The 20,501-nt window shown below is 70.7% G+C and carries 17 protein-coding genes; 4 read left to right on the plus strand and 13 right to left on the minus strand.

All coding sequences use genetic code 11. The features are described 5' to 3' along the window. Nucleotides 1–10: 10 nt before the first annotated feature. From ABZ845_RS21550 to ABZ845_RS21560, 3 genes are all read right to left on the minus strand, one after another. Nucleotides 11–667: a hypothetical protein gene (locus ABZ845_RS21550; protein WP_360982024.1), complete on the minus strand. Its 657-nt coding sequence runs from the start codon at nt 665–667 to the stop codon at nt 11–13. 114 nt (nt 668–781) lie between these two features. Continuing rightward, nucleotides 782–2,608, minus strand: coding sequence for a glycoside hydrolase family 3 N-terminal domain-containing protein (locus tag ABZ845_RS21555; protein ID WP_360982026.1), 1,827 nt, complete (start codon nt 2,606–2,608; stop codon nt 782–784). A 229-nt stretch (nt 2,609–2,837) separates the two neighbouring features. Beyond that, nucleotides 2,838–3,842: a LysR family transcriptional regulator gene (locus tag ABZ845_RS21560; protein WP_360982028.1), complete on the minus strand. Its 1,005-nt coding sequence runs from the start codon at nt 3,840–3,842 to the stop codon at nt 2,838–2,840. A gap of 98 nt (nt 3,843–3,940) precedes the next feature. Between ABZ845_RS21560 and ABZ845_RS21565 the strand changes: the two genes are divergently transcribed. Then, nucleotides 3,941–4,900 carry an EamA family transporter gene (locus ABZ845_RS21565; protein WP_360982030.1) on the plus strand — a complete coding sequence of 320 codons (960 nt, stop codon included), beginning with the start codon at nt 3,941–3,943 and terminating at the stop codon, nt 4,898–4,900. A gap of 12 nt (nt 4,901–4,912) precedes the next feature. On the opposite strand, the gene ABZ845_RS21570 is transcribed toward ABZ845_RS21565, so the two are convergent. The 6 genes from ABZ845_RS21570 to ABZ845_RS21595 all read right to left on the minus strand — a co-directional run bounded on the left by ABZ845_RS21570 (nt 4,913) and on the right by ABZ845_RS21595 (nt 9,066). Next, a complete protein-coding gene (locus ABZ845_RS21570; RefSeq protein WP_360982032.1) occupies nt 4,913–5,518 on the minus strand; it encodes a hypothetical protein in 606 nt (201 codons plus the stop codon). A gap of 458 nt (nt 5,519–5,976) precedes the next feature. After that, a complete protein-coding gene (locus ABZ845_RS21575) occupies nt 5,977–6,123 on the minus strand; it encodes a hypothetical protein (protein ID WP_360982034.1) in 147 nt (48 codons plus the stop codon). Next, the gene (locus ABZ845_RS21580; RefSeq protein ID WP_360982036.1) at nt 6,120–6,617 is read right to left on the minus strand and encodes a hypothetical protein; all 498 of its coding nucleotides are present in this window, start codon (nt 6,615–6,617) and stop codon (nt 6,120–6,122) included. The genes ABZ845_RS21575 and ABZ845_RS21580 overlap by 4 nt, the downstream gene beginning before the upstream one ends. Nucleotides 6,618–6,627: 10 nt before the next feature. Beyond that, nucleotides 6,628–7,113: a hypothetical protein gene (locus ABZ845_RS21585; RefSeq protein WP_360982038.1), complete on the minus strand. Its 486-nt coding sequence runs from the start codon at nt 7,111–7,113 to the stop codon at nt 6,628–6,630. Between the two features lie 334 nt (nt 7,114–7,447). Next, complete coding sequence (locus ABZ845_RS21590; RefSeq protein ID WP_360982040.1) at nt 7,448–8,347, minus strand: ribokinase; 900 nt, start codon at nt 8,345–8,347, stop codon at nt 7,448–7,450. 218 nt (nt 8,348–8,565) lie between these two features. Continuing rightward, on the minus strand, nt 8,566–9,066 hold the full coding sequence (locus tag ABZ845_RS21595) for a hydrolase (protein ID WP_360982042.1): 501 nt from the start codon (nt 9,064–9,066) through the stop codon (nt 8,566–8,568). Nucleotides 9,067–9,127: 61 nt separating this feature from the next. Between ABZ845_RS21595 and ABZ845_RS21600 the strand changes: the two genes are divergently transcribed. Beyond that, the gene (locus ABZ845_RS21600) at nt 9,128–11,404 is read left to right on the plus strand and encodes an ATP-dependent RecD-like DNA helicase (protein ID WP_360982044.1); all 2,277 of its coding nucleotides are present in this window, start codon (nt 9,128–9,130) and stop codon (nt 11,402–11,404) included. Between the two features lie 361 nt (nt 11,405–11,765). Then, nucleotides 11,766–13,055 carry a citrate synthase gene (locus tag ABZ845_RS21605; RefSeq protein WP_360982046.1) on the plus strand — a complete coding sequence of 430 codons (1,290 nt, stop codon included), beginning with the start codon at nt 11,766–11,768 and terminating at the stop codon, nt 13,053–13,055. 645 nt (nt 13,056–13,700) lie between these two features. Here the strand turns inward: ABZ845_RS21605 and ABZ845_RS21610 are convergent. The 3 genes from ABZ845_RS21610 to ABZ845_RS21620 all read right to left on the minus strand — a co-directional run bounded on the left by ABZ845_RS21610 (nt 13,701) and on the right by ABZ845_RS21620 (nt 17,249). Next, on the minus strand, nt 13,701–16,019 hold the full coding sequence (locus ABZ845_RS21610) for a heavy metal translocating P-type ATPase (RefSeq protein WP_360982048.1): 2,319 nt from the start codon (nt 16,017–16,019) through the stop codon (nt 13,701–13,703). Nucleotides 16,020–16,106: 87 nt separating this feature from the next. Beyond that, complete coding sequence (locus ABZ845_RS21615) at nt 16,107–16,346, minus strand: heavy-metal-associated domain-containing protein (protein WP_360982050.1); 240 nt, start codon at nt 16,344–16,346, stop codon at nt 16,107–16,109. A 255-nt stretch (nt 16,347–16,601) separates the two neighbouring features. Continuing rightward, nucleotides 16,602–17,249 carry a TetR/AcrR family transcriptional regulator gene (locus ABZ845_RS21620; protein ID WP_360982102.1) on the minus strand — a complete coding sequence of 216 codons (648 nt, stop codon included), beginning with the start codon at nt 17,247–17,249 and terminating at the stop codon, nt 16,602–16,604. Between the two features lie 242 nt (nt 17,250–17,491). On the opposite strand from ABZ845_RS21620, the gene ABZ845_RS21625 reads away from it, so the two are divergent. After that, a complete protein-coding gene (locus ABZ845_RS21625) occupies nt 17,492–19,810 on the plus strand; it encodes an MMPL family transporter (protein ID WP_360982052.1) in 2,319 nt (772 codons plus the stop codon). Nucleotides 19,811–19,922: 112 nt separating this feature from the next. On the opposite strand, the gene ABZ845_RS21630 is transcribed toward ABZ845_RS21625, so the two are convergent. Next, nucleotides 19,923–20,201: a MerR family transcriptional regulator gene (locus ABZ845_RS21630; protein ID WP_360982053.1), complete on the minus strand. Its 279-nt coding sequence runs from the start codon at nt 20,199–20,201 to the stop codon at nt 19,923–19,925. Between the last annotated feature and the right edge of the window lie 300 nt (nt 20,202–20,501).

The raw sequence follows: 20,501 nt of genomic DNA on the forward strand, positions 1-20,501 counted from the left end.
CCCGTAACCACTACGGTGACTGACGTGCTGTGCCCTGCCGGTGTGACACCGGCAGGGCACAGCCGACCGGTCTGGCGCCGCCCAGGTCGACGTAGAGCGCCGTCGACGGCGGGCACTGCGAGCGGCGCGCCACCGCCGATGCCACCTTGTACTGCGGCGCGTGTCCGCCCTTGCCGTCGCAGGCCGTCTCCCGGACCTCGCCCTTGCCCGCGCCGTACACGCAGTCGCCGACGATCGTGTGCGGTCCGCCGCCGCCCCCGGGATCGCCGGGGTGCGGCGGCTCCAGGTTCCGCATGCACGCGTAGCCCTGCGGCACGGTGCGGTCGGCCTTGTCGTCCGGCGCGGGGTGCGACTCGCTGATGTGCAGGACGAAGTCCGTGGTCGCGGGACAGGGGGGACCGCTCGACGGATCGCCGTCGTGGCGCCCGATCACCCGGGCCGCCGCGTGTTCGCTCGTGCAGGGCACTTCGGTGAAGCTCGTCGTCCCGAAGGAACTGCACTCGTCGACGGCGAGGAACACGGCCCCGTACCCGTACGGCCGCGCGGACGAGGCCCCCGCGTTCGGCGAGTCCTTCACCGTCCGGGGCGACTGCTGGCATCCGGACAGCCCCGCCACCGCCAACGCGGCTGCCAGCAGCGCACCCGGCACCGCATGTGACACTCGCATCGCCATCCCCCCCACCCCACCGTCGTCCAGCGTGACTTACGGTCATGGGACACGCCAGGCATGTCGGGTGCTTTGCGACAATCAGGGGCGAGGTGTCCGGTGCGGGGCGTACTCCTAGTACGACAACCCGTATCCGACGGGGTACAGCACCTGCGCCGGCTCGTCCGCCCGCTGTACCGGCACCGGGAGTCGTCCTCGCGGCCTCACCCGCCCCGCGATCACCCGGGCCGCCGCGCGCAGTTCGGTGTCGGTCCAGGAGCAGGAGGCCAGGCAGGCCCGGACACCCTGGAGCCGGGCGACGTCGTAAGGGTTGCGGAGGGCGATCGCGATCACCGGCCGCCCGGTGTCGAGCAACCCCCGGACCAGGGTGAGCTGGGAGCTTGTCGCGCTCAGGTTGTAGGTGCCCACGACCACCGCGTCCGCGGCCCCCGCCGCCGCGACCGCGTGTTCGATCACGGCTGCTGTCGGCTCCGTGCCGGTGGGCAGCGAGTTCGCCGTGAAGCCGAGGCCGGTGAGGGCGTTCGCCAGCACGGTGGTGGGAGGGCCGTCGGTGCCGGACGGGGACTCCGGGTCCGCGCCGACCACGAGCAGCCGGGGGTGTGCCCGGCGTGAAAGCGGCAGCAGGCGGCCCTCGTTGACCAGCAGCGTGGTCGTGCGGTCCGCGATACGGTCCGCCGCGCGCAGATGCGCCGGAGTGCCGACGGTACGGTCGACGTCCGCGTCGCTGACGAACGGCTGCTCGAACAGCCCCAGTGCGGCCTTGAGGCGCAGGACGCGCAGGAGCGACTCGTCCAGCCGCGCCCCGGTCAGCTCGCCGCCGCGCACCGCCGCCAGGACCGCGTTCCACGCCACGTCCAGGGAAGGCGGGTTGAGCAGCTGGTCGACTCCCGCCTTCAGCGCGAGCACCGGCACACGCTCGTCGCCGTATTTCTGGCGCACACCAGCCATGGCGAGCGAGTCGGTGACCACGACCCCGTCGTATCCCAGCTCCTCGCGCAGGATCCCGGTGACGATCGGGTGCGAGAGCGTCGCGGGATCGCCGGAGCCGTCCAGCGCGGGGACCATGATGTGCGCGGTCATGATCGCGTCGATTCCGGCGCGGACCGCCGCCCGGAAGGGCACCGCGTCGAGCCTCTCCCACAGTTCGCGGCTGTGTGTGATGACCGGGAAGCCGAAGTGGCTGTCGACGGCCGTGTCACCGTGTCCCGGGAAGTGCTTGGCGGTCGCCGCGACCCCCGAGGACCGGTAGCCCAGCGCTTCCGCGGCCACGAGGGCCGCCACCGCGTCCGGGTCGGCGCCGAAGGACCGTACGCCGATCACCGGGTTGGCCGGGTCGACGTTGACATCGGCGTCAGGGGAGTAGTCCTGGCGGATGCCGAGGGCGCGCAGCTCGGCGCCCGAGATCCGGCCGAGGGTGAAGGCGTCGGCGCGGGAGCCGCCCGCGCCGATGGCCATCGCGCCGGGGAACAGGGTGGCGGGCCGGCCCACGCGGGTGACCGCTCCGTGTTCCTGGTCCGTCGCGATGAGCACGGGCAGTCCGCGGGGCCCTGCCAGAGACGCCTTCTGGATTCCGTTCGAAAGGTCCGCGATCTGGTGCGGAGTACGGGTGTTGTGCGCCCAGGTGAAGTAGATGATGCCGCCGACGCGGTACTTCGCGATCAGCTCGGCGGCCGTCCGCACGCCGATCTCGCTGAGATTGGCGTCGATGTCGCCCTGATCGGGGTCGGTGGCCGAGTGGCCGTAGACCCGCGTCACGAAGAGCTGGCCGACCTTCTCCTCCATCGTCATACGGGAGATGAGGGCCCTGAGCCCCGCGTCGGAGGACACGGCGGCGTGGCCGGTGCCCGGGCCGAGGGCGAGAGCGGCGGTCAGGCCCGCCCCGGTGGTGAGGGCCGCGCGTCTGGAGGGGGCCGGGGGGTTTCCGGTGCCGGAGTCGTGCACATGCGCTCCTTGCGGAGGAGAACGCTGAAGGAAGCTTCCAAGGGATCACCAGTATCCGGAAGATCACTGTCAGTCAAGGTGCGGCACGGTGCGGCAACCGGTTGGGGGGCCGCCATCGGCGCTGCAGGAGGGGGCGCGCCGACGACGGCGTGCTGCCGGCCGCGTGCGGCGGAGGAGGGTGATCAGCGATCGCAGCCAGTGGCGAGGGCCGACGCCGCACCGCGGAGACTCATCCGACAGCTCGCGCGTTGGACGAAGCGGACCCGGGCGGGGTTCCCGGGCCGGCTTCGGTTTCCCGAAGTCGGTGCGTGCGTGGCATGCGTGGCGTGTGCGCCGCCGCCCTGGGCCAGTGCTCCCGCAGGGTGCGCACGGCTTCCGCGATCGCCGGACGGCGTGCGGCGCCCTCGCGCCACAGCGCGTACAGCCGTCGTACGGGCATCGGGTCGAGGGCGACCTCGACGACCCCCGGCGGCAGCGGGCCGCGGCCCAGGCGCGGGATGAGCGCGACACCGAGCCCCGCGGCGACCAGGGCGACAAGTGTCGGGTTCTCGTCGGCCTGATGCACAACCTCGGGCTCGTGCCCGGCCGCACGCAGGGTCCGCAGCAGCCAGTCGTGGCAGACCCGGCCAGGCGGCTGGCAGATCCACCGCTCACCGCCCAGCTCCTCACGCCGCACGGCCTTACGCCCGGCGAACGCATGCCCCTCGGGCACGAGCAGATCGCACAGGTCGTCCCCGATCACGGCCTGCTCCACCCCCGCGGGCGCGGGCAGCGGGGCGATGTCCCAGTCGTGCGCGACCGCGAGATCCACGGCGCCCTTCGCGACCAGGTCCACGGACAGATGCGGGTCGAACTCGGTGAGCCGCGCGTCCAGGGACGGATGCCGCGCCGCCAGGTCGGCGAGCACGCCGGGCAGCAGCCCACGGGCGGCCGACGGGAACGCCGCCACGGCCAGCCGCCCGGTCGGCACACCCCGGCGCTCCTCCAGCTCGGTCTCCGCCCGCTCCACGATCGCCAGCAACTCCCTTGCGGTCACCACAAGTTGCATCGCCTCCTCGGTGAGGCGCACGCCGCGCCCCTCCCGTTCGAGCAGGACGGTCCTGGTCTCCCGCTCCAGTTTGGCGATCTGCTGGGACACGGCGGAGGGTGTGTAGCCGAGCGCGGTGGCAGCGGCGCCGACCGTGCCGTGGACGGAGACGGCGTGCAGTGCGCGCAGGCGCTGAAGGTCCAGCATGGGGGGCACCTCGATTCCGCATGACTTAGCGATGCTTCATCCAACCATGCAGCAATCATCGCTGGTGCTTCACGGTTCCGGGCCGTGATCATCGACGTATGCGACCCGCACACATTTCCCTCGCCGTCCTCGTAGCCGCCGTCTGGGGCGTCAACTTCACGGTCATCGAACTGGGGCTCGGTCACTTCCCGCCGCTGCTGTTCTCGGCCCTGCGCTTCCTGGCCGCGGCCGTCCCCGCGGTCTTCTTCGTGGGCCCGCCCGGGGTGAAATGGAGGTGGATCGCCGCGGTCGGACTGGTCCTCGGCGTCGCCAAGTTCGGCCTGCTCTTCATCGGAATGAACGCGGGGATGCCCGCCGGACTGTCGTCCCTGGTGCTGCAGATCCAGGCCGTCTTCACGGCGCTCGTCGCCTTCGTGGTCCTCGGCGAACGGCCCACGCGCACACGGCTGCTGGGCATGGCGGTGGCCCTCGGCGGCGTGGCGCTCGCGGCCGTGGACGAGGGCGCCTCCGGACCGCTCGGCGCGTTCGCCCTGGTCATCGTGGCGGCGGCCTGCTGGGGCCTGTCCAACGTACTGACCCGCAAGGCGTCACCGCCGAACGCGCTGAACTTCATGGTGTGGGTCAGCACGGTCCCGGTGCTGCCGCTGCTCGGCCTGTCCCTCCTGACGGAGGGCCCCTCCCGCGACCTGGCCGCCCTGCGTGCCCTCGACTGGCAGGGCGCGGGCATCGTCCTTTATGTCGCCTGGGTCACCACGGTCTTCGGCTTCGGTGCCTGGGGCTGGTTGCTGCGCCGTCACCCCGCCTCCACGGTCGCGCCGTTCTCCCTCCTGGTCCCGGTCTTCGGCATGTCGTCCGCGGCCCTGTTCCTGGGCGAGCCGGTGAGCCCGATGCGCTGGGGCGCGGCGGCACTGCTGGTGGGCGGGGTGGCGCTGACGTCCTTGGCACCGGCGAGGACGCGGGCGCTGGAGACGCGGCCGGAGAGGACGCGCACGGTGGACCGGTCGGCGGAGATGCCCGGAGACGCCGCGGCGCGGGAACCGGTCACCGAGCCCGCCTGATCCGCCGCCCGTTCAGGTGATGATGTCCACGGCGACGGCAGCTGCTCCTGCCGCCCCGGATGCGAACACGCATCCCCGGGCGATGAGGAGGGCTGCCCGGACCGGTCGCGGCGTCTGGGGGTCGGCGCGGCGGAACCCCCGTCCGTAGGAGACCGCGACAAGGGCGACTGCCACCATCCACCCCCCGGCCAGGCACAGGCACAGCCAGCCGAGGGCGTAGTTCGCCCGCGCGGTGTAGTACGTGCCCGCACCGGCCCGGGTCACGGGTATCCGCGCACCGAGCTTGTGGCTGTCGGCCTCGTCCCGAAGCGTGGCCTTGTCGTCCGTCGTCCTCCCGTCAGCCGACCGGAAGGTGCCGTTCCAGACCGTGTGCACCGCTTGGCTGTCCCGCCCGGTGCCGTGGAACCGTTCGGCGTAGAACACTTGGAACGTGCCCTGGGTCCCGGCCAGCCGGGCGGCGTAGGCGAAGTCTCGCCCCCCTGCGATCAGGGGCAGCACACCGATGATCAGCATCAGCACGCCGACGAAGCGGACTTTGAACTGCGGGCGGGCCGTCTTCGCCCACTCGGTACCCCGTCGTGCCCGGGCGGCGTTCTCGCGAGTGTGCCGGAGCCCCACGTCCGATCCCCTTTCACCATGGTCGATATGGCCTGAACACAGGCCGTCCTTACGCGGGTTGTCCGCTGGAGCTCTCCTGGAGCCGACGCCGGGCGTCCTGCTTCGCCGGGGTATTCGCGGACCGTGAACGCGGCAACGAGCCGGCCGACGGCCTGTGCCGCGAGCACGGGGAGGACGGGGGCAGCGATCAGGATGAGGATCCGGCCCCCGGCAGTCAGCCCCGGGGCGCGGCGGGACTGGTCGCGTCGGCCCGCGCGGGCCTCATCGGGTGTGGGAGGCTTCAGGAGCCTCTTGCGATGGTCGCGGCGCTGCGTCACCCGTCCCCAGGGCAAGGCCACGCAGGACGCGGCGACTTGGGCGCAGTCCCATGCCGTCCGGACCGGCGACGGCAGGTCACCGCGGGGTTCTCCGAGGTAGAGGTCGAGCGCTGCGCAGCAGACGAACGCCATGACCGCGAATCAGAGCGGGGCGCCGAGAACGCGGCGCGTCCGGTAACGCGCCCCGCGCTCGTACCAGGTGGTGCCGAGCCCCGGCAGCTTCGGGATCTCGACGGGTTCCTCGGGTGTGGTGACGTCACCGGGTCGGGCCCTTGACTTCACGCTCACGACGGGTGCTCTTCCACCCAGCGCCGGGCGCCTACCTCTTCGGGGTACTCGCGGACGGTCAGCCAGGCGGCGACCCAGCCGACGAGCCACGCGAAGCACATGGGCAGCACAGGGGCCGCGATGAGTACAGGGATGAGCCCCGCCCGCGACAGCCCCGGAGCCCGGGCGCTGCGGACGCGCTTGTCCGCGAGAGCCTCGGCGGGGGTGGGTGGCGACAGCATGGTCTTGCGGTGGTCCTTGCGTTGCTTCAGCCACCCCCAGACCACGGCGGCACAGGACGCGACCGCCTGTGTGACGTTCCACGCGGTACGCACGGCCGGCGGGAAGCTGCCGGTGAACCCCTGGTACACGCCGAACGCGAAGGCGCCGCAGACGGCCGTCACGGTGAGCAGGAAGACAGCCGTCCGGACACGGCGCAGCCAGTAGCGCGTGCCGCGCTCGTACCAGGTGGTGCCGAGCCTCGGCAGCTTCGGGACCTCGACGGGTCTTCCCAAGCCGCGAGCCTCAGAAGATGCTCGTGACACCGTGCCAGGCGTCCTTTCCCCATTGCTTGACATCGTTCCCGTATCGCTTGAAGTCGCCCCAGGTCTCGGAGCCGACATCGTGGGCACCGTGCAGAACGCCGCCGACCACGCCGTGGTCGTGAATGTCCTCGGCCCAGTGTTCGTGGAACGCGTGATCGAGCACATTGGTCGCGGTGATCACCACGACGCCGCCGACCCCGGCCGCGGCAACCGCGCCCAGTTCGGGCAGGGCCGCGACCACCCCCGCACCGACAGCCAACCCACCGAGGGCGGCACCGCCGTCCACGACGATGGAGTGCTGCCACGACCACCCGTCGGCCAGGGCCCTGACCGGCGTCGCCTCGGCGTAGTCGAGAAGCCGTGAACTCCGGGGCTCAGGCTCCGGCGGGCGGCTCGCGACCGGAGGTGTGGGCCCCTGCCCCTCGGAACCGTCCGAGTACTCGAGCAGGTGTGAACGTATCGGCACCCCCACTGCCGATCCCCCTTCATCGTGCGCGGATCGCTGCGGCCCCATCACGGTACTGAGCGGCGCATGGACCGAATCCGGCTATGTCCGCCCTTCGAAGCGTGTGCATGCGCAACGCATACGACTACTTGGCCAGAGCCTGACTGTCTCCTGGGCATGTGCTGAATCAAACGGCCTTAGGGGTTGGCTGTCTGACGGCCCGGCGGCCGGTCATGCCGTTCGACCGCGCCGGAGCGGAGGCGGGGCACGCGCGTCAACACCGGGCCCGAACTCCTGCTGCTCGAGCCCGCGTTCGAGGAGTGGGGTGCCTCCCACGCGCCGAGGCGGGCCTTCTTCACAGCCCCTCGACCTCTTCGGCGGTCGGGAAGGATTCCTGGGCTCCGGACCGGGTGACCGCCGCCGCGCCCACCCGCACCGCGTACGCCGCCGCCTCGGGCAGCGACGCGCCCGCGCCGAGCCGCCAGGCCAGCGCCGCCGTGAAGGCGTCACCCGCGCCAGTCGTGTCCACCGCGTCCACCTTCACGGACGGGACCCGGGAGACGGCGTCCTTGGTCGCCGCCAGCGCGCCCTGGGCGCCGAGCGTCACCACGACCGAGCGGGGGCCGAGGGCGAGCAGCGCCCGCGCCCGGTCCTCCGGCGGCCCGGCCGGCGCACCGCCCGCGATGACGCGCGCCTCGTGCTCATTGACGATCAACGGGTCGCACGCCGCCAGCAGTTCGGCGGGCAGGAGCCGCGGCGGCGACGGGTTCAGCACGAAACGGGTGCCGGACGGCAGGCTCCGCACCAGCTCCACGACCGTCTCCAGCGGGATCTCCAGCTGTGCCGAGACCACGCGGGAGGCCCGCAGCAGACCGTCGGCGACCCGGACATCCTCCGGAGTGAGCCTCCCGTTGGCCCCTGGCGAGACGACGATGCTGTTGTCGCCCGACGGATCCACCGTGATCAGCGCGACCCCGGTCGGTGCCCCGCCGACCAGAACCCCCGCCGTGTCGACCCCGGCCTCGCGCTGCGACTCGAGCAGCAGTCGGCCGTGCGCGTCGTCGCCGACGCGCGCCAGCAGCGCCGTACGGGCGCCGAGCCTGGCCGCCGCGACCGCCTGGTTGGCCCCCTTGCCGCCGGGGTGCACGACCAGGTCGGAGCCGAGCACGGTCTCGCCCGCCACGGGGCGCCGCTCGACACCGATCACCAGATCGGCGTTGGCGGAGCCCACCACCAGCAGGTCGTAGTCGTACATGAACTGTCTCCCAACGGATTCCCCGGAGCCTCGCGGACCTTCGCGGAGGCGAGCCCGGTGCCTTCGACGCGATCCGGTCCAGCCGCGTCGGCCGGTGCGCCACCGAGGCGTACAGCGTGCCCGCCTTGACCGCGCCCAGCCCGTCGGGCTCGCCGTCGAAGCAGGCGACCTGCGACGGAGACCGGGGACGAGACGAAGAGGCGGTCCGAGAGGGTCCTTCAAGGATCCCCCCAAGCCGCCGACCCCCGGCGTCGATCCCCGCTCCCGGGCGCCCCGTCCGCGGGCCCCGTGGCGAGGGCGGCCACCCGCTTGACGCCGACCAGGACCCGGTAGCGCTCCCGCGCCGCGAACCGCGCGTCCTCCCAGACCGCCGGCCGTCCCACCTCCGCACACAGGTGCAGCACCCGTCCTACGCCCACCCGGACCCCGACATGGGCGCCGAAGGCGTCGTCGGCTGAGTTGAACAGCAAGAGGTCGAGCGGCAGGGCGGCGGTCACCCGGACCCGGACCGTGGCCCGTGTGTCGGCCCACAGATCGCTGGAGCGCAGCGCGGGCGGGGCCAGGCCGAAGTGCCGCAGCACCTCGTAGGCGAACAGTTGGCAGTTCGCGCCGGCCGAGAGACCGGGGCGGGCGGTCACCGCGGCCGAGCCCGGAAAACGGGAGCCCGCGTAGGGAACGCTCCAGAAGGCGGACGGCAGACGTCGCAGCAGCGGGTCCATCACGCCATCATCCAGCGCCGTAGCCGCACCGGGTGTCAGTGGTCTTCGATAGCGTCGGATCATGACCCAGGAGACGAGTCGGGCAGAGCAGCCGGGTGCCGGGGAGCGGCGCCTGGCCGTACTGGAGGGCGTGCTCGAACGGATCACCTACGCCAACGAGGAGAACGGATACACGGTCGCCCGCGTCGACACCGGCCGCGGCGCAGGCGATCTGCTGACCGTCGTCGGCGCGCTCCTCGGTGCCCAGGTGGGGGAGTCGCTGAGAATGGAGGGGCGCTGGGGCTCCCATCCCCAGTACGGCAAGCAGTTCACCGTGGAGAACTACACGACGGTCCTGCCGGCCACCGTCCAGGGCATCCGCCGCTATCTCGGCTCCGGCCTGGTCAAGGGCATCGGCCCGGTCTTCGCCGACCGCATCACCCAGCACTTCGGGATCGACACCCTCCAGATCATCGAGGAGGAGCCCAAGCGGCTGATCGAGGTCCCCGGCCTCGGCCCGAAGCGGACAAAGAAGATCGCCGACGCCTGGGAGGAACAGAAGGCGATCAAGGAGGTCATGCTCTTCCTCCAGACCGTCGAGGTCTCCACGTCCATCGCCGTGCGCATCTACAAGAAGTACGGCGACGCCTCGATCTCCGTGGTCAAGAACCAGCCCTACCGCCTCGCCGCCGACGTCTGGGGCATCGGCTTCCTCACTGCCGACCGGATCGCCCAGTCCGTCGGCATTCCGCACGACAGCCCGGAGCGCGTCAAGGCCGGGCTCCAGTACGCGCTGTCGCAGTCCGCCGACCAGGGCCACTGCTATCTGCCCGAGGAGCGGCTCATCGCGGACGCGGTCAAGCTCCTCCAGGTCGACACCGGACTCGTCATCGAGTGCCTGGCCGAGCTGGCCGCGCCCCAGGAGGACGACTCGGATCCGGGTGTCGTACGGGAGAAGGTCCCCGGGCCGGACGGCGGCGACCCCGTCACCGCCGTCTACCTCGTCCCGTTCCACCGCGCCGAACTGTCCCTCTCCGCCCAGCTGCTGCGGCTGCTGCGCACCGAAGAGGACCGGATGCCCGGCTTCCGGGACGTGGCCTGGGGCAAGGCACTGGGCTGGCTCAAGGGGCGTACGGGAGTCGAGCTGGCGCCCGAGCAGGAGGAGGCCGTACGGCTGGCGCTGACCAAGAAGGTCGCCGTCCTGACCGGAGGGCCCGGCTGCGGCAAGTCCTTCACCGTGCGGTCCATCGTCGAGCTCGCCCGGGCCAAGCGGGCCAAGGTGGTCCTCGCCGCGCCCACCGGGCGGGCCGCCAAACGCCTGTCCGAGCTGACGGGCGCCGAGGCGTCGACCGTTCACCGGCTGCTGGAGCTGAAGCCCGGCGGCGACGCGGCGTACGACCGGGACCGCCCGCTCGACGCGGACCTGGTCGTGGTGGACGAGGCGTCCATGCTCGACCTGCTGCTCGCCAACAAGCTGGTGAAGGCCGTGCCCCCGGGCGCCCATCTCCTCTTCGTCGGCGATGTCGACCAGTTGCCCAGTGTCGGCGCGGGCGAGGTTCTGCGTGACCTGCTGGCGGATGGGGGTCCGATCCCCGCCGTGCGCCTGACCCGTGTCTTCCGCCAGGCCCAGCAGTCCGGCGTCGTCACCAACGCGCACCGCATCAACTCCGGACAGCACCCGCTCACCGACGGTCTGAAGGACTTCTTCCTGTTCGTGGAGGACGACACGGAGGAGGCCGGCCGGCTCACCGTGGACGTGGCGGCGCGGCGTATCCCGGCCCGGTTCGGTCTGGACCCGCGCCGGGACGTGCAGGTGCTCGCGCCGATGCACCGGGGACCCGCCGGCGCGGGCACGCTCAACGGACTGCTCCAGCAGGCGATCACCCCCGCCCGTCCCGACCTGCCCGAGAAGAGGTTCGGCGGGCGTGTCTTCCGTGTGGGCGACAAGGTCACCCAGATTCGCAACAATTACGAGAAGGGGGAGAACGGTGTCTTCAACGGCACCGTGGGCGTGGTCACCTCGCTCGACCCGGTCGACCAGCGCCTGACGGTGCTGACGGACGAGGACGAGGAGGTGGCGTACGAGTTCGACGAGCTGGACGAGCTGGCGCACGCGTACGCGGTGACCATTCACCGCTCGCAGGGCAGTGAATATCCGGCGGTGGTGATTCCGGTCACCACCGGTGCGTGGATGATGCTCCAGCGCAACCTGCTCTACACGGCGGTCACCCGTGCGAAGAAACTGGTCGTCCTCGTGGGGTCACGCAAAGCGATCGGGCAGGCGGTGCGCACCATGTCGGCGGGTCGGCGCTGCACGGCCCTGGACTTCAGGCTGGCGCCGAAGTCCCTGGTGGACTGAGCCCGGCCTTCCCCGGGAGCCGGAGTTCGTTCTCTCCTCGCCCCGTTCTCCTGACGGCCCGGCTCCACGCCCACAGGCGGTGCGTGCCGAAGGCATGCACAACGCCCGGTGTTGCGCTCCGACCGGCTCTGCGGGCTCCTCGGACGAGGGATCGAAAAAAATGATCGATCAAATGAGTCGCGAAGGTCACAGAGCACTTCCGGAAGTGATCGAACGGGGGCAGGATGAGCAGGTTGACGGCACTCAGTGCCGCCGATGAGCCCAATGGTCGACCCCGAGTGCACTCTCCTGCGCCAAATGGGGGATGGTAGAGACAGTCAGGGCACCTCGAAGATGAGGCACTACGTCGGTGAGGGAAGACGTGAGCGACAACTCTGTAGTACTGCGGTACGACGGCGGCGAATACACCTACCCGGTGGTCGACAGCACCGTCGGTGACAAGGGCTTCGACATCGGGAAGCTCCGCGCCCAGACCGGTCTGGTCACCCTGGACAGCGGTTACGGCAACACCGCCGCCTATAAATCCGCCGTCACCTACCTCGATGGCGAGGAGGGCATCCTCCGCTACCGCGGCTACCCGATCGAGCAGCTGGCCGAGCGCTCCACCTTCCTGGAGGTGGCCTACCTGCTGATCAACGGTGAGCTGCCGACCGTCGACGAGCTCTCCGCGTTCAAGAACGACATCACGCAGCACACGCTGCTGCACGAAGACGTCAAGAATTTCTACAAGGGCTTCCCGCGCGACGCGCACCCGATGGCGATGCTGTCCTCGGTGGTCTCCGCGCTGTCCACCTTCTACCAGGACAGCCACAACCCCTTCGACGAGAAGCAGCGCAGCCTCTCCACCATCCGGCTGCTCGCCAAGCTCCCGACGATCGCGGCGTACGCGTACAAGAAGTCGATCGGTCACCCCTTCGTCTACCCGCGCAACGACCTCAGCTACGTCGAGAACTTCCTGCGCATGACGTTCTCCGTCCCGGCACAGGACTACGACCTGGACCCGGTCGTCGTCTCCGCGCTGGACAAGCTGCTGATCCTGCACGCGGACCACGAGCAGAACTGCTCGACCTCCACCGTCCGCCTGGTGGGCTCGTCGCAGGCGAACATGTTCGCCTCGATCTCGGCCGGCATCAACGCCCTGTGGGGCCCGCTGCACGGCGGCGCCAACCAGTCCGTCCTGGAGATGCTCGAAGGCATCCGTGACTCCGGCAACGACGTCGACACCTTCATCCGCAAGGTGAAGAACAAGGAGGACGGCGTCCGCCTGATGGGCTTCGGCCACCGGGTCTACAAGAACTTCGACCCGCGCGCCAAGATCATCAAGGCCGCCGCGCACGATGTCCTCTCCGCGCTGGGCAAGGAGGACGAGCTCCTCGACATCGCCCTCAAGCTGGAGGAGCACGCGCTGTCCGACGACTACTTCGTCGAGCGCAAGCTCTACCCGAACGTGGACTTCTACACCGGTCTGATCTACCGCGCGATGGGCTTCCCGACCGAGATGTTCACGGTCCTGTTCGCCCTCGGCCGTCTGCCGGGCTGGATCGCCCAGTGGCACGAGATGATCAAGGAGCCGGGCTCCCGCATCGGCCGCCCGCGCCAGATCTACACGGGTGTGGTGGAGCGCGACTTCGTTCCGGTCGAGGAGCGCTGAACACTTCTGCGTATGTGAGGCGTGCGTCGCCGTAGGGCGGCGCACGCCTGATGCGCTGCTCGCGTCGTACGAGACATGGCGTAGGAAAAACGGAAGGCGCCCCGACGGCGGTCCCCCCACGGGCCGACGACCGGGGCGCCTTCCCATGTCCCGGTGCGGATTCCCCCCACGGGATCCGGCCGGGCGTCTGCGGGACAGCGCCTGAATCGCTGCGAGCAAAACGAGCGAAACCAACAAGAAGTGCAGGACGTGCAGGACGAGCAGAACTCGTTGTACCGCTGACGTGCTGTGCCGTGCTGGTGCGTACTGCGGTGCGGTCTGCCGGGACCCGTACGGACGGGAGGGCCGCTCAAAGCTCCCCGGTGTACGTGCCCCGGCAACGCAGTTCCCAGGAACGTCCCCCAAGACATCCCCAAGATGTCAGTCACGCCCCCCAAGACGCTTCTGACATCGCCAACTTAGACTCACGAACCCTTCCGCTGGTTACGTTCACATCAATGTGATCTGCGTCTCTTGCATATGTCCTGAAGTTACGCAAGAGCCCCGAAACATTAGTCGAGGATCCAGCGTAAGGAAGATGCGCGAGCCTTGTGAAGAGCTTATGTGAGGCACGCGTTGGACTCTAGAGGGACTCCCGGTCCCGCGTCAGGAGAATCTCCGGAGTCGCAGGCTGTTCGTCACCACGAACACCGAGGAGAACGCCATCGCCGCCCCCGCGATCATCGGGTTGAGAAGGCCGGCGGCGGCCAGTGGCAGCGCGGCCACGTTGTACCCGAAGGCCCACACCAGGTTTCCCTTGATCGTGGCGAGCGTCCGCCGCGACAGCCGGATCGCGTCGGCGGCCACCCGGAGGTCCCCGCGCACCAGCGTCAGATCGCTCGCCTCGATGGCCGCGTCCGTCCCGGTGCCCATCGCCAGGCCGAGATCGGCGGTGGCGAGCGCGGCGGCGTCGTTGACACCGTCACCGACCATGGCGACCGTGCGCCCCTCGCCCTGGAGCCGCCTGACGACTTCGGCCTTCTCCTCGGGCAGTACCCCGGCGATCACATCGGCGGCGTCGATGCCGACCGCGCGGGCCACCGACTCGGCGACGGCCCGGTTGTCCCCGGTCAGCAGGACCGGCCGCAGGCCCAGCGCGCGCAGGTCCCGTACCGCCTCGGCGCTGGTCTCCCTGACCGCGTCGGCGACCGTGATGACTCCGAGCGGCGCGCCGTCACGGGTGACCACGACGGCCGTGCGGCCCTCCGCCTCGGCGCGGGTCTTCGCCCGGTCCAGTGCCTCGGGCAGAGCGCCCGGGAACCGGCCCACCGTGACCTCGTGCCCCTCCACGCGGCCGCGCACGCCCACCCCCGGGACGTTCTCGAAGCGCTCCGGTGCGGGGAGGTCGCCCGTGCACTCCTGGGCGCCTTCCGCGACCGCCCGGGCGATCGGGTGCTCGGAGGCGTGTTCCAGGGCGCCTGCGAGCCGCAGGGCCTCCTTCTCGTCGGCCTCCTCGGCGACGAGGACCTCCTGCAGCGCCATACGGCCGGTGGTGACGGTGCCGGTCTTGTCCAGGACCACGGTGTCGACCCGCCGGGTGGACTCCAGCACCTCGGGACCCTTGATGAGGATGCCGAGCTGGGCGCCCCGCCCCGTTCCCACCATCAGGGCGGTCGGCGTGGCCAGGCCCAGCGCGCACGGGCAGGCGATGATCAGCACAGCGACGGCCGCCGTGAAAGCGGCGGCCGTGTCACCGGTGACACCGATCCACGCCGCGAACGTACCCGCGGCGATCAGCAGCACGACGGGCACGAAGATCCCCGCGACGCGATCGGCGAGGCGCTGCACCTCGGCCTTGCCGTTCTGCGCGTCCTCGACGAGCCGCGCCATCCTCGCCAGCTGGGTGTCCGCCCCGACACGGGTCGCCTCGACCACCAGCCGGCCCCCGGCGTTCACCGTCGCGCCGGTCACGGGGTCGCCCACGGACACGTCGACCGGTACCGACTCGCCGGTCAGCATGGACGCGTCCACCGCCGAGACGCCCTCGATGACGGTGCCGTCCGTGGCGATCTTCTCGCCCGGCCGTACGACGAACCGGTCGCCGACGGCCAGCAGGGCGACAGGCACACGTACCTCGCGCCCCTCCCTCAGGACCGCCACGTCCCTCGCGCCCAGTTCGAGCAGCGCCTTCAGGGCCGCGCCAGCGCGCCGCTTGGAGCGCGCCTCCAGGTACCGGCCGAGCAGGATGAACGCGACGACCCCGGCCGCCACTTCGAGGTAGATGGCCGACGACCCGCCGGTGCGGGAGACGGTGAGGTCGAAGCCGTGGCGCATACCGGGCATGCCCGCGTCGCCCCAGAACAGTGCCCACAGGGACCAGCCGAAGGCGGCGAGCGTGCCGCCCGAGACCAGCGTGTCCATGGTCGCCGCGCCGTGCCGCGCGTTCGTGAAGGCCGCCTTGTGGAAGGGCAGCCCGCCCCAGACGACGACCGGCGACGCCAGCGTCAGCGAGAGCCACTGCCAGTTGTCGAACTGCAGCGCCGGCACCATCGCGAGCACTACGACGGGAAGGGCGAGCAGCGCGGAGACGGTCAGGCGCCGGCGAAGGGCGGCCGACTCGGGGTCCTCCGGGCCCTCCGCGTCCTCCTGGGCTTCGACGCCTTGAGCGGGCCGCACGGGTTGCGTGAGTGGCGCGGTCCCGGATCGCGGTGGTGGCGGCTGCGCGGATCGCGGCGGTGGCGGCTGCGTGGCCGTGTAGCCGGTCTTCACCACCGTGGCGATCAGATCGGCGACCTCCGTCCCGGGGCCGTAGGAGACCTTCGCCTTCTCCGTCGCGAAGTTCACCGTGGCGGTGACGCCGTCCATCCGGTTGAGCTTCTTCTCGACCCGGGCGGCGCAGGAGGCGCAGGTCATGCCGCCGATCGCGAGTTCGATCTCGGAGGGCGTGACCTCTTCTATCGCGGTGGGTGCTGTGGTGCTGGTCATGTCCGGACTCCAGACAACGGACCGGACCGTGCGGAGCCAGTATCAGCTGGTCGGCACGGCCGGGTGTGGGGAGCAGATGCTGGCGGTTCAGGCCCTGCCGACGAGCTCGAAGCCGGCCTCGTCGACCGCGGCGCGCACGGCCTCGTCGTCGAGGGGCGCGGCTGAGACCACCGTGACCTCGCCGGTGGACGCGACGGCAGTGACCGAGCTGACGCCGGGGAGCTCGGAGATCTCGCCGGAGACGGAGCCTTCACAGTGCCCGCAGCTCATTCCGCTCACCTTGTAGACGGCGGTCACGGAGCCGGGGGCGTCGATCTGCGCGGTCATGTCGGTACTCCTCGGGGGCGTATGGGGCTTACGTTTATCGACACTATACCCCTAGGGGGTATTCCCCAAAGGTAATGGGGAGCCGAACTGGAGTGTCGTGCGGGGTCGCCTGGGCTCATGGCGTTCGATGTGGCTCGTACGGTTGACGGGGGTGCTGCGGCAGATGGGGCTCGTACGGGTTGATGGGGGTGCTGCGGCAGACGGTGGCGCGAGGGCACCTGGCCCGTACTCGGCCGAGGGGCCGGAGGGGGCGTTTCAGCGGGAGCCGTCGTCCAGGGCCGGTCTGAGGTAGCGGTACATGGCCGTCTTGAGCTCGGTGATGTAAGCCTCCCGTTCGGCGCCCTCGTGCGACATGACCAGATCGAGTCCGGCCTTGAACAGGGCCAGCAGCATGTTCGCCGTGCGGCTGCGCTCGTCGGGTGCGGCGCCGGGCAGATATCCGGCGATCATCGCCTCGATGCGGGTGAGTGAGGCGTCGTGCACGGCGTTGTGCTCCTGGGCGATCGATCCGGGGGTGTCGGGGCCGTGGAGCAGCACGCCGAAGGCGGGGTTCTCGACGTTGAACGCGATCAACGGGTCGAGCGCCGCGTCCAGCATCTCCTTCAGCGGGAGTCCGATGTGGTCGTCGGCGAGTGCCCGCTCCGACGACTCCTGCCACTGCTGGAGCAGCTGGTCGCCGAGGCTGACGGCGATCGCTTCCTTGTTCGGGAAGAACTGGTAGAGCGTGCCCGGTGAGACGCCGGCCTCGCGCGCGATCGCGTTCGTGCTCGCGGCGGTGTAGCCGGCGCGGCAGAAGACGGCGGCCGCGGCCTGGAGGAGCTGTGCGATGCGGCGCTCACCGCGGGCCTGCCGACGGCGTGGCCTGGCCTCGGGCTCGTCCGGCAGGTCCTGCCGCTCGTGCAGGTCTTGCCGCTCCTGTTGCTCCTGCTGCTCGGCCGGCTCCCTGGCCGGCCCCTCGGTGTGCTGACTTCTGGGCACGCGTTGTCCCCAACTCTCGGAACGCGATTGACAAACGCGAGCGGTCACTCACATTCTTGTGAAACGCGAGCGCCTACTCGTGTTTTCCATTCTATGGGCAATGGACGACCCATGCTGCCTGCACGGATGTACGGGATGCGGGGTCACGTTGAAGGGGACACCGCATCATGACCGAAGTCAACGGCGTTGCCGGTGGGACCGGCGGCGCGGGGGGAGCGCCGGGCCCCGGCCGGGAATCCGGGCGTCCGGGGGCGGTACGGTCCCGGCCCGGCGGGTGGACCCGGTTCGTGACGGCCCGCCCGCGGCTGTCGCTGCTCGTCACACTGCTGCTCGCGGCGCTCGCGGTCGTCGCGGGAAGCGGGGTCGCCGACCGGCTGGGCAGCGGCGGCTGGCAGGACCCGACGGCCGAGTCCACCTACGCGACCAAGGCGCTCGAGCGGGAGTTCCCCACCTCGCAGCCCAATCTGCTGCTCCTTCTGGACTCGGGGCACAAGTCCGTGGACGATCCGGCGGTCGCCGCGGAGGCGAAGCGCCTGACCGCACGGCTCGCCACCGAACGGGGCGTCACCGGCATCGGCTCCTACTGGCTGTCGGGCGCGCCCTCGCTACGGGCGAAGGACGGACACGAGGCGCTGATAGCGGCGCACATCACGGGCGAGGAGAAGTCCGCCAACGACACGCTGGACCGCATAGCGCCCCACTACCGGGGTGTGCGCGGGCCGGTCACGGTCAAGCTCGGCGGCCCGGTCGCCGTGCGCTCCGAGATGGAGACGACCATCCGTGAGGACCTGACCCGGGCCGAGATCATCGCCCTGCCGATCACCCTGGTACTGCTGGTGATGGTGTTCGGCAGCGCCGTCGCGGCTCTGCTGCCGCTCGGTATCGGCATCGTCGCCATCGTGGGCACCAATGCGGTGCTGCGCGGGATCACCGAGTTCACGGACGTCTCCGTCTTCGCGCTGAACCTCACCACGGCGCTGGGCCTCGGCCTCGCCATCGACTACGCGCTGTTCATCGTCCGCCGGTTCCGTGAAGAACTCGCCGGGGGCAAGGACCCGTTGGACGCCATCGCCATCACCCTGCGCACAGCGGGCCGCACCGTCCTGTTCTCGGCGCTCACGGTCGCCGTCTCCCTCGCCGCGATGCTGGTCTTCCCCCAGTACTTCCTGCGTTCGTTCGCCTACGCGGGCATCGCGGTGGTGCTGCTGGCCGCGAGCGCCGCGCTGGTCCTGCTCCCGGCGACCCTGGCGCTGCTGGGCCACCGGGTGAACGCGCTGGATCTGCGGCGGCTGCTGCGGCGCGGACCCCAGCGGGAGTCCGGGCCGGGAACGGGCTGGAGCAGGACGGCGACCCTGGTGATGCGGCGCGCGCCCCTGTTCGCCGTGGCCACCACGGTCGGCCTCGTGGTCCTCGGACTGCCCTTCCTGGGCGTGAAGTTCGGCACTGCGGACGACCGTCAGCTGCCGGCGGGCGCCGAGTCCCATGTGGTGCAGCAGCACATGCGGGACGGGTTCCCGGGAAGCCCGGGCGGCGGCCTGGAGGTGCTGGCCGAGGGCGGCGCGACCCCCGCGCAGTACGCCGCCTACAAGGACCGGATCGCCCGGCTCCCCGAGGTGCTGCGGGTGGACGGGCCTCTCGTCCAGGGCAAGGAGGCGTACTTCACGGTGCAGCCGAAGGGTGAGGCCGTGGACCCGGACGCCCAGCGGCTGGTCGGCGATCTGCGCGCCCTCCCCGCTCCGTTCGAGGCCTCGGTGACGGGTACGGCCGCGGTACTGGTTGACTCCAAGCACGCGATAGCCGACCGGCTGCCCTGGGCCGCGGGTTTCATCGCCGTGGTCACCCTGATTCTGGTCTTCTTGCTGACCGGCAGTGTGCTCATCCCCGTCCAGGCGGTGCTGCTGAACGCGCTGAGCCTGACGGCGATGTTCGGCGCCGTGGTCTGGGTCTTCCAGGACGGCCATCTGTCGGGTCTGCTCGGGTTCACCAGCCCTGGGTCGATCGAGACGAACCTGCCGGTCCTGATGTTCTGCGTGGCCTTCGGGCTCTCCATGGACTACGGCGTGTTCCTGCTGTCGCGCATCAAGGAGGAGTACGACCACACCGGCGACCACCGTGAGGCGGTGCGCTTCGGACTGCAGCGAACCGGCGGGCTGATCACCGCGGCGGCGGTCATCCTGGCGGTGGTGATGGTCGCGATCGGCACCTCGCGGGTGACCAACACCAAGATGCTGGGCCTGGGTATCGCGCTGGCAGTACTGATGGACGCGATGGTCGTCCGCAGCCTGCTGGTTCCGGCGGTGATGCGGCTGACGGGCCGGGCCACCTGGTGGGCACCCGCACCGCTGCGGAAGTTCCATGAGCGGTTCGGGCTGCGCGAGGAGGAACCGGCCGCGGCCGTCGAGTCGAAGGACGAGGCCGTGGACCAGGACCAGGACCGCGATGAGGACCAGGGCAGGGACCGGGACAAGGCCGGGGCGCGCGGGTAGCGGCTGTTCCGCGGTGTGTGAGCCCCCGGACCCGGGGCCTTCCTGGAGTGCCGCACAACGACCGAGTGGCCCGCTTCCCTGGGCGAGGCGGGCCACTCGGCGGGCAAGGCGGTCAGGGCTGCGCACGGCCCCGGTTGCCGGGGCGGGACGCCACCCAGGCCCGGACCGTGTCGGCGTACCAGTAGGGCTTTCCGCCCTCCACATGGTCCGGCGGCGGGAGCAGCCCGTGCTTGCGATAGGACCTCACGGTGTCCGGCTGCACCTGGATGTGCGCGGCGATCTCCTTGTACGACCAGAGGCGGCTTGCGGTCATCAGTAGTACCTCCCCGCGCGCGTCGCGGCGGCGGCCGGGGGAGCCGTCGGGGGAGCCGGACGCTGCGCTGGCGATCACGAACCCTGCGCTCCATCAACGACGGGGCATCCGAAGGGGACAGGGCCTGTTGACCGGGTGTGACAGAAGACCCGCGTACACAAGACATGTGTGACACAAGAGAGTTCTTTGTGACACGAGTGATGAATTCGGCCTCGAGGGCGATGTCACTTCCCAGGTGACCGTCTTTGACGGTTCTCGCCGGAGACAGAACGGCCCGGGGTGGCACCCACTCGAGTGGGTGGACGGCTGGTGATCGGGGGTCGTCATGGTTCCGATTCTGCACGACCCGTGCGGGAGACCTCGTAGTCGGTCCCGTGT

The sequence above is a fragment of the Streptomyces sp. NPDC047022 genome (genome assembly GCF_040644155.1).
Lineage (GTDB): Bacteria > Actinomycetota > Actinomycetes > Streptomycetales > Streptomycetaceae > Streptomyces.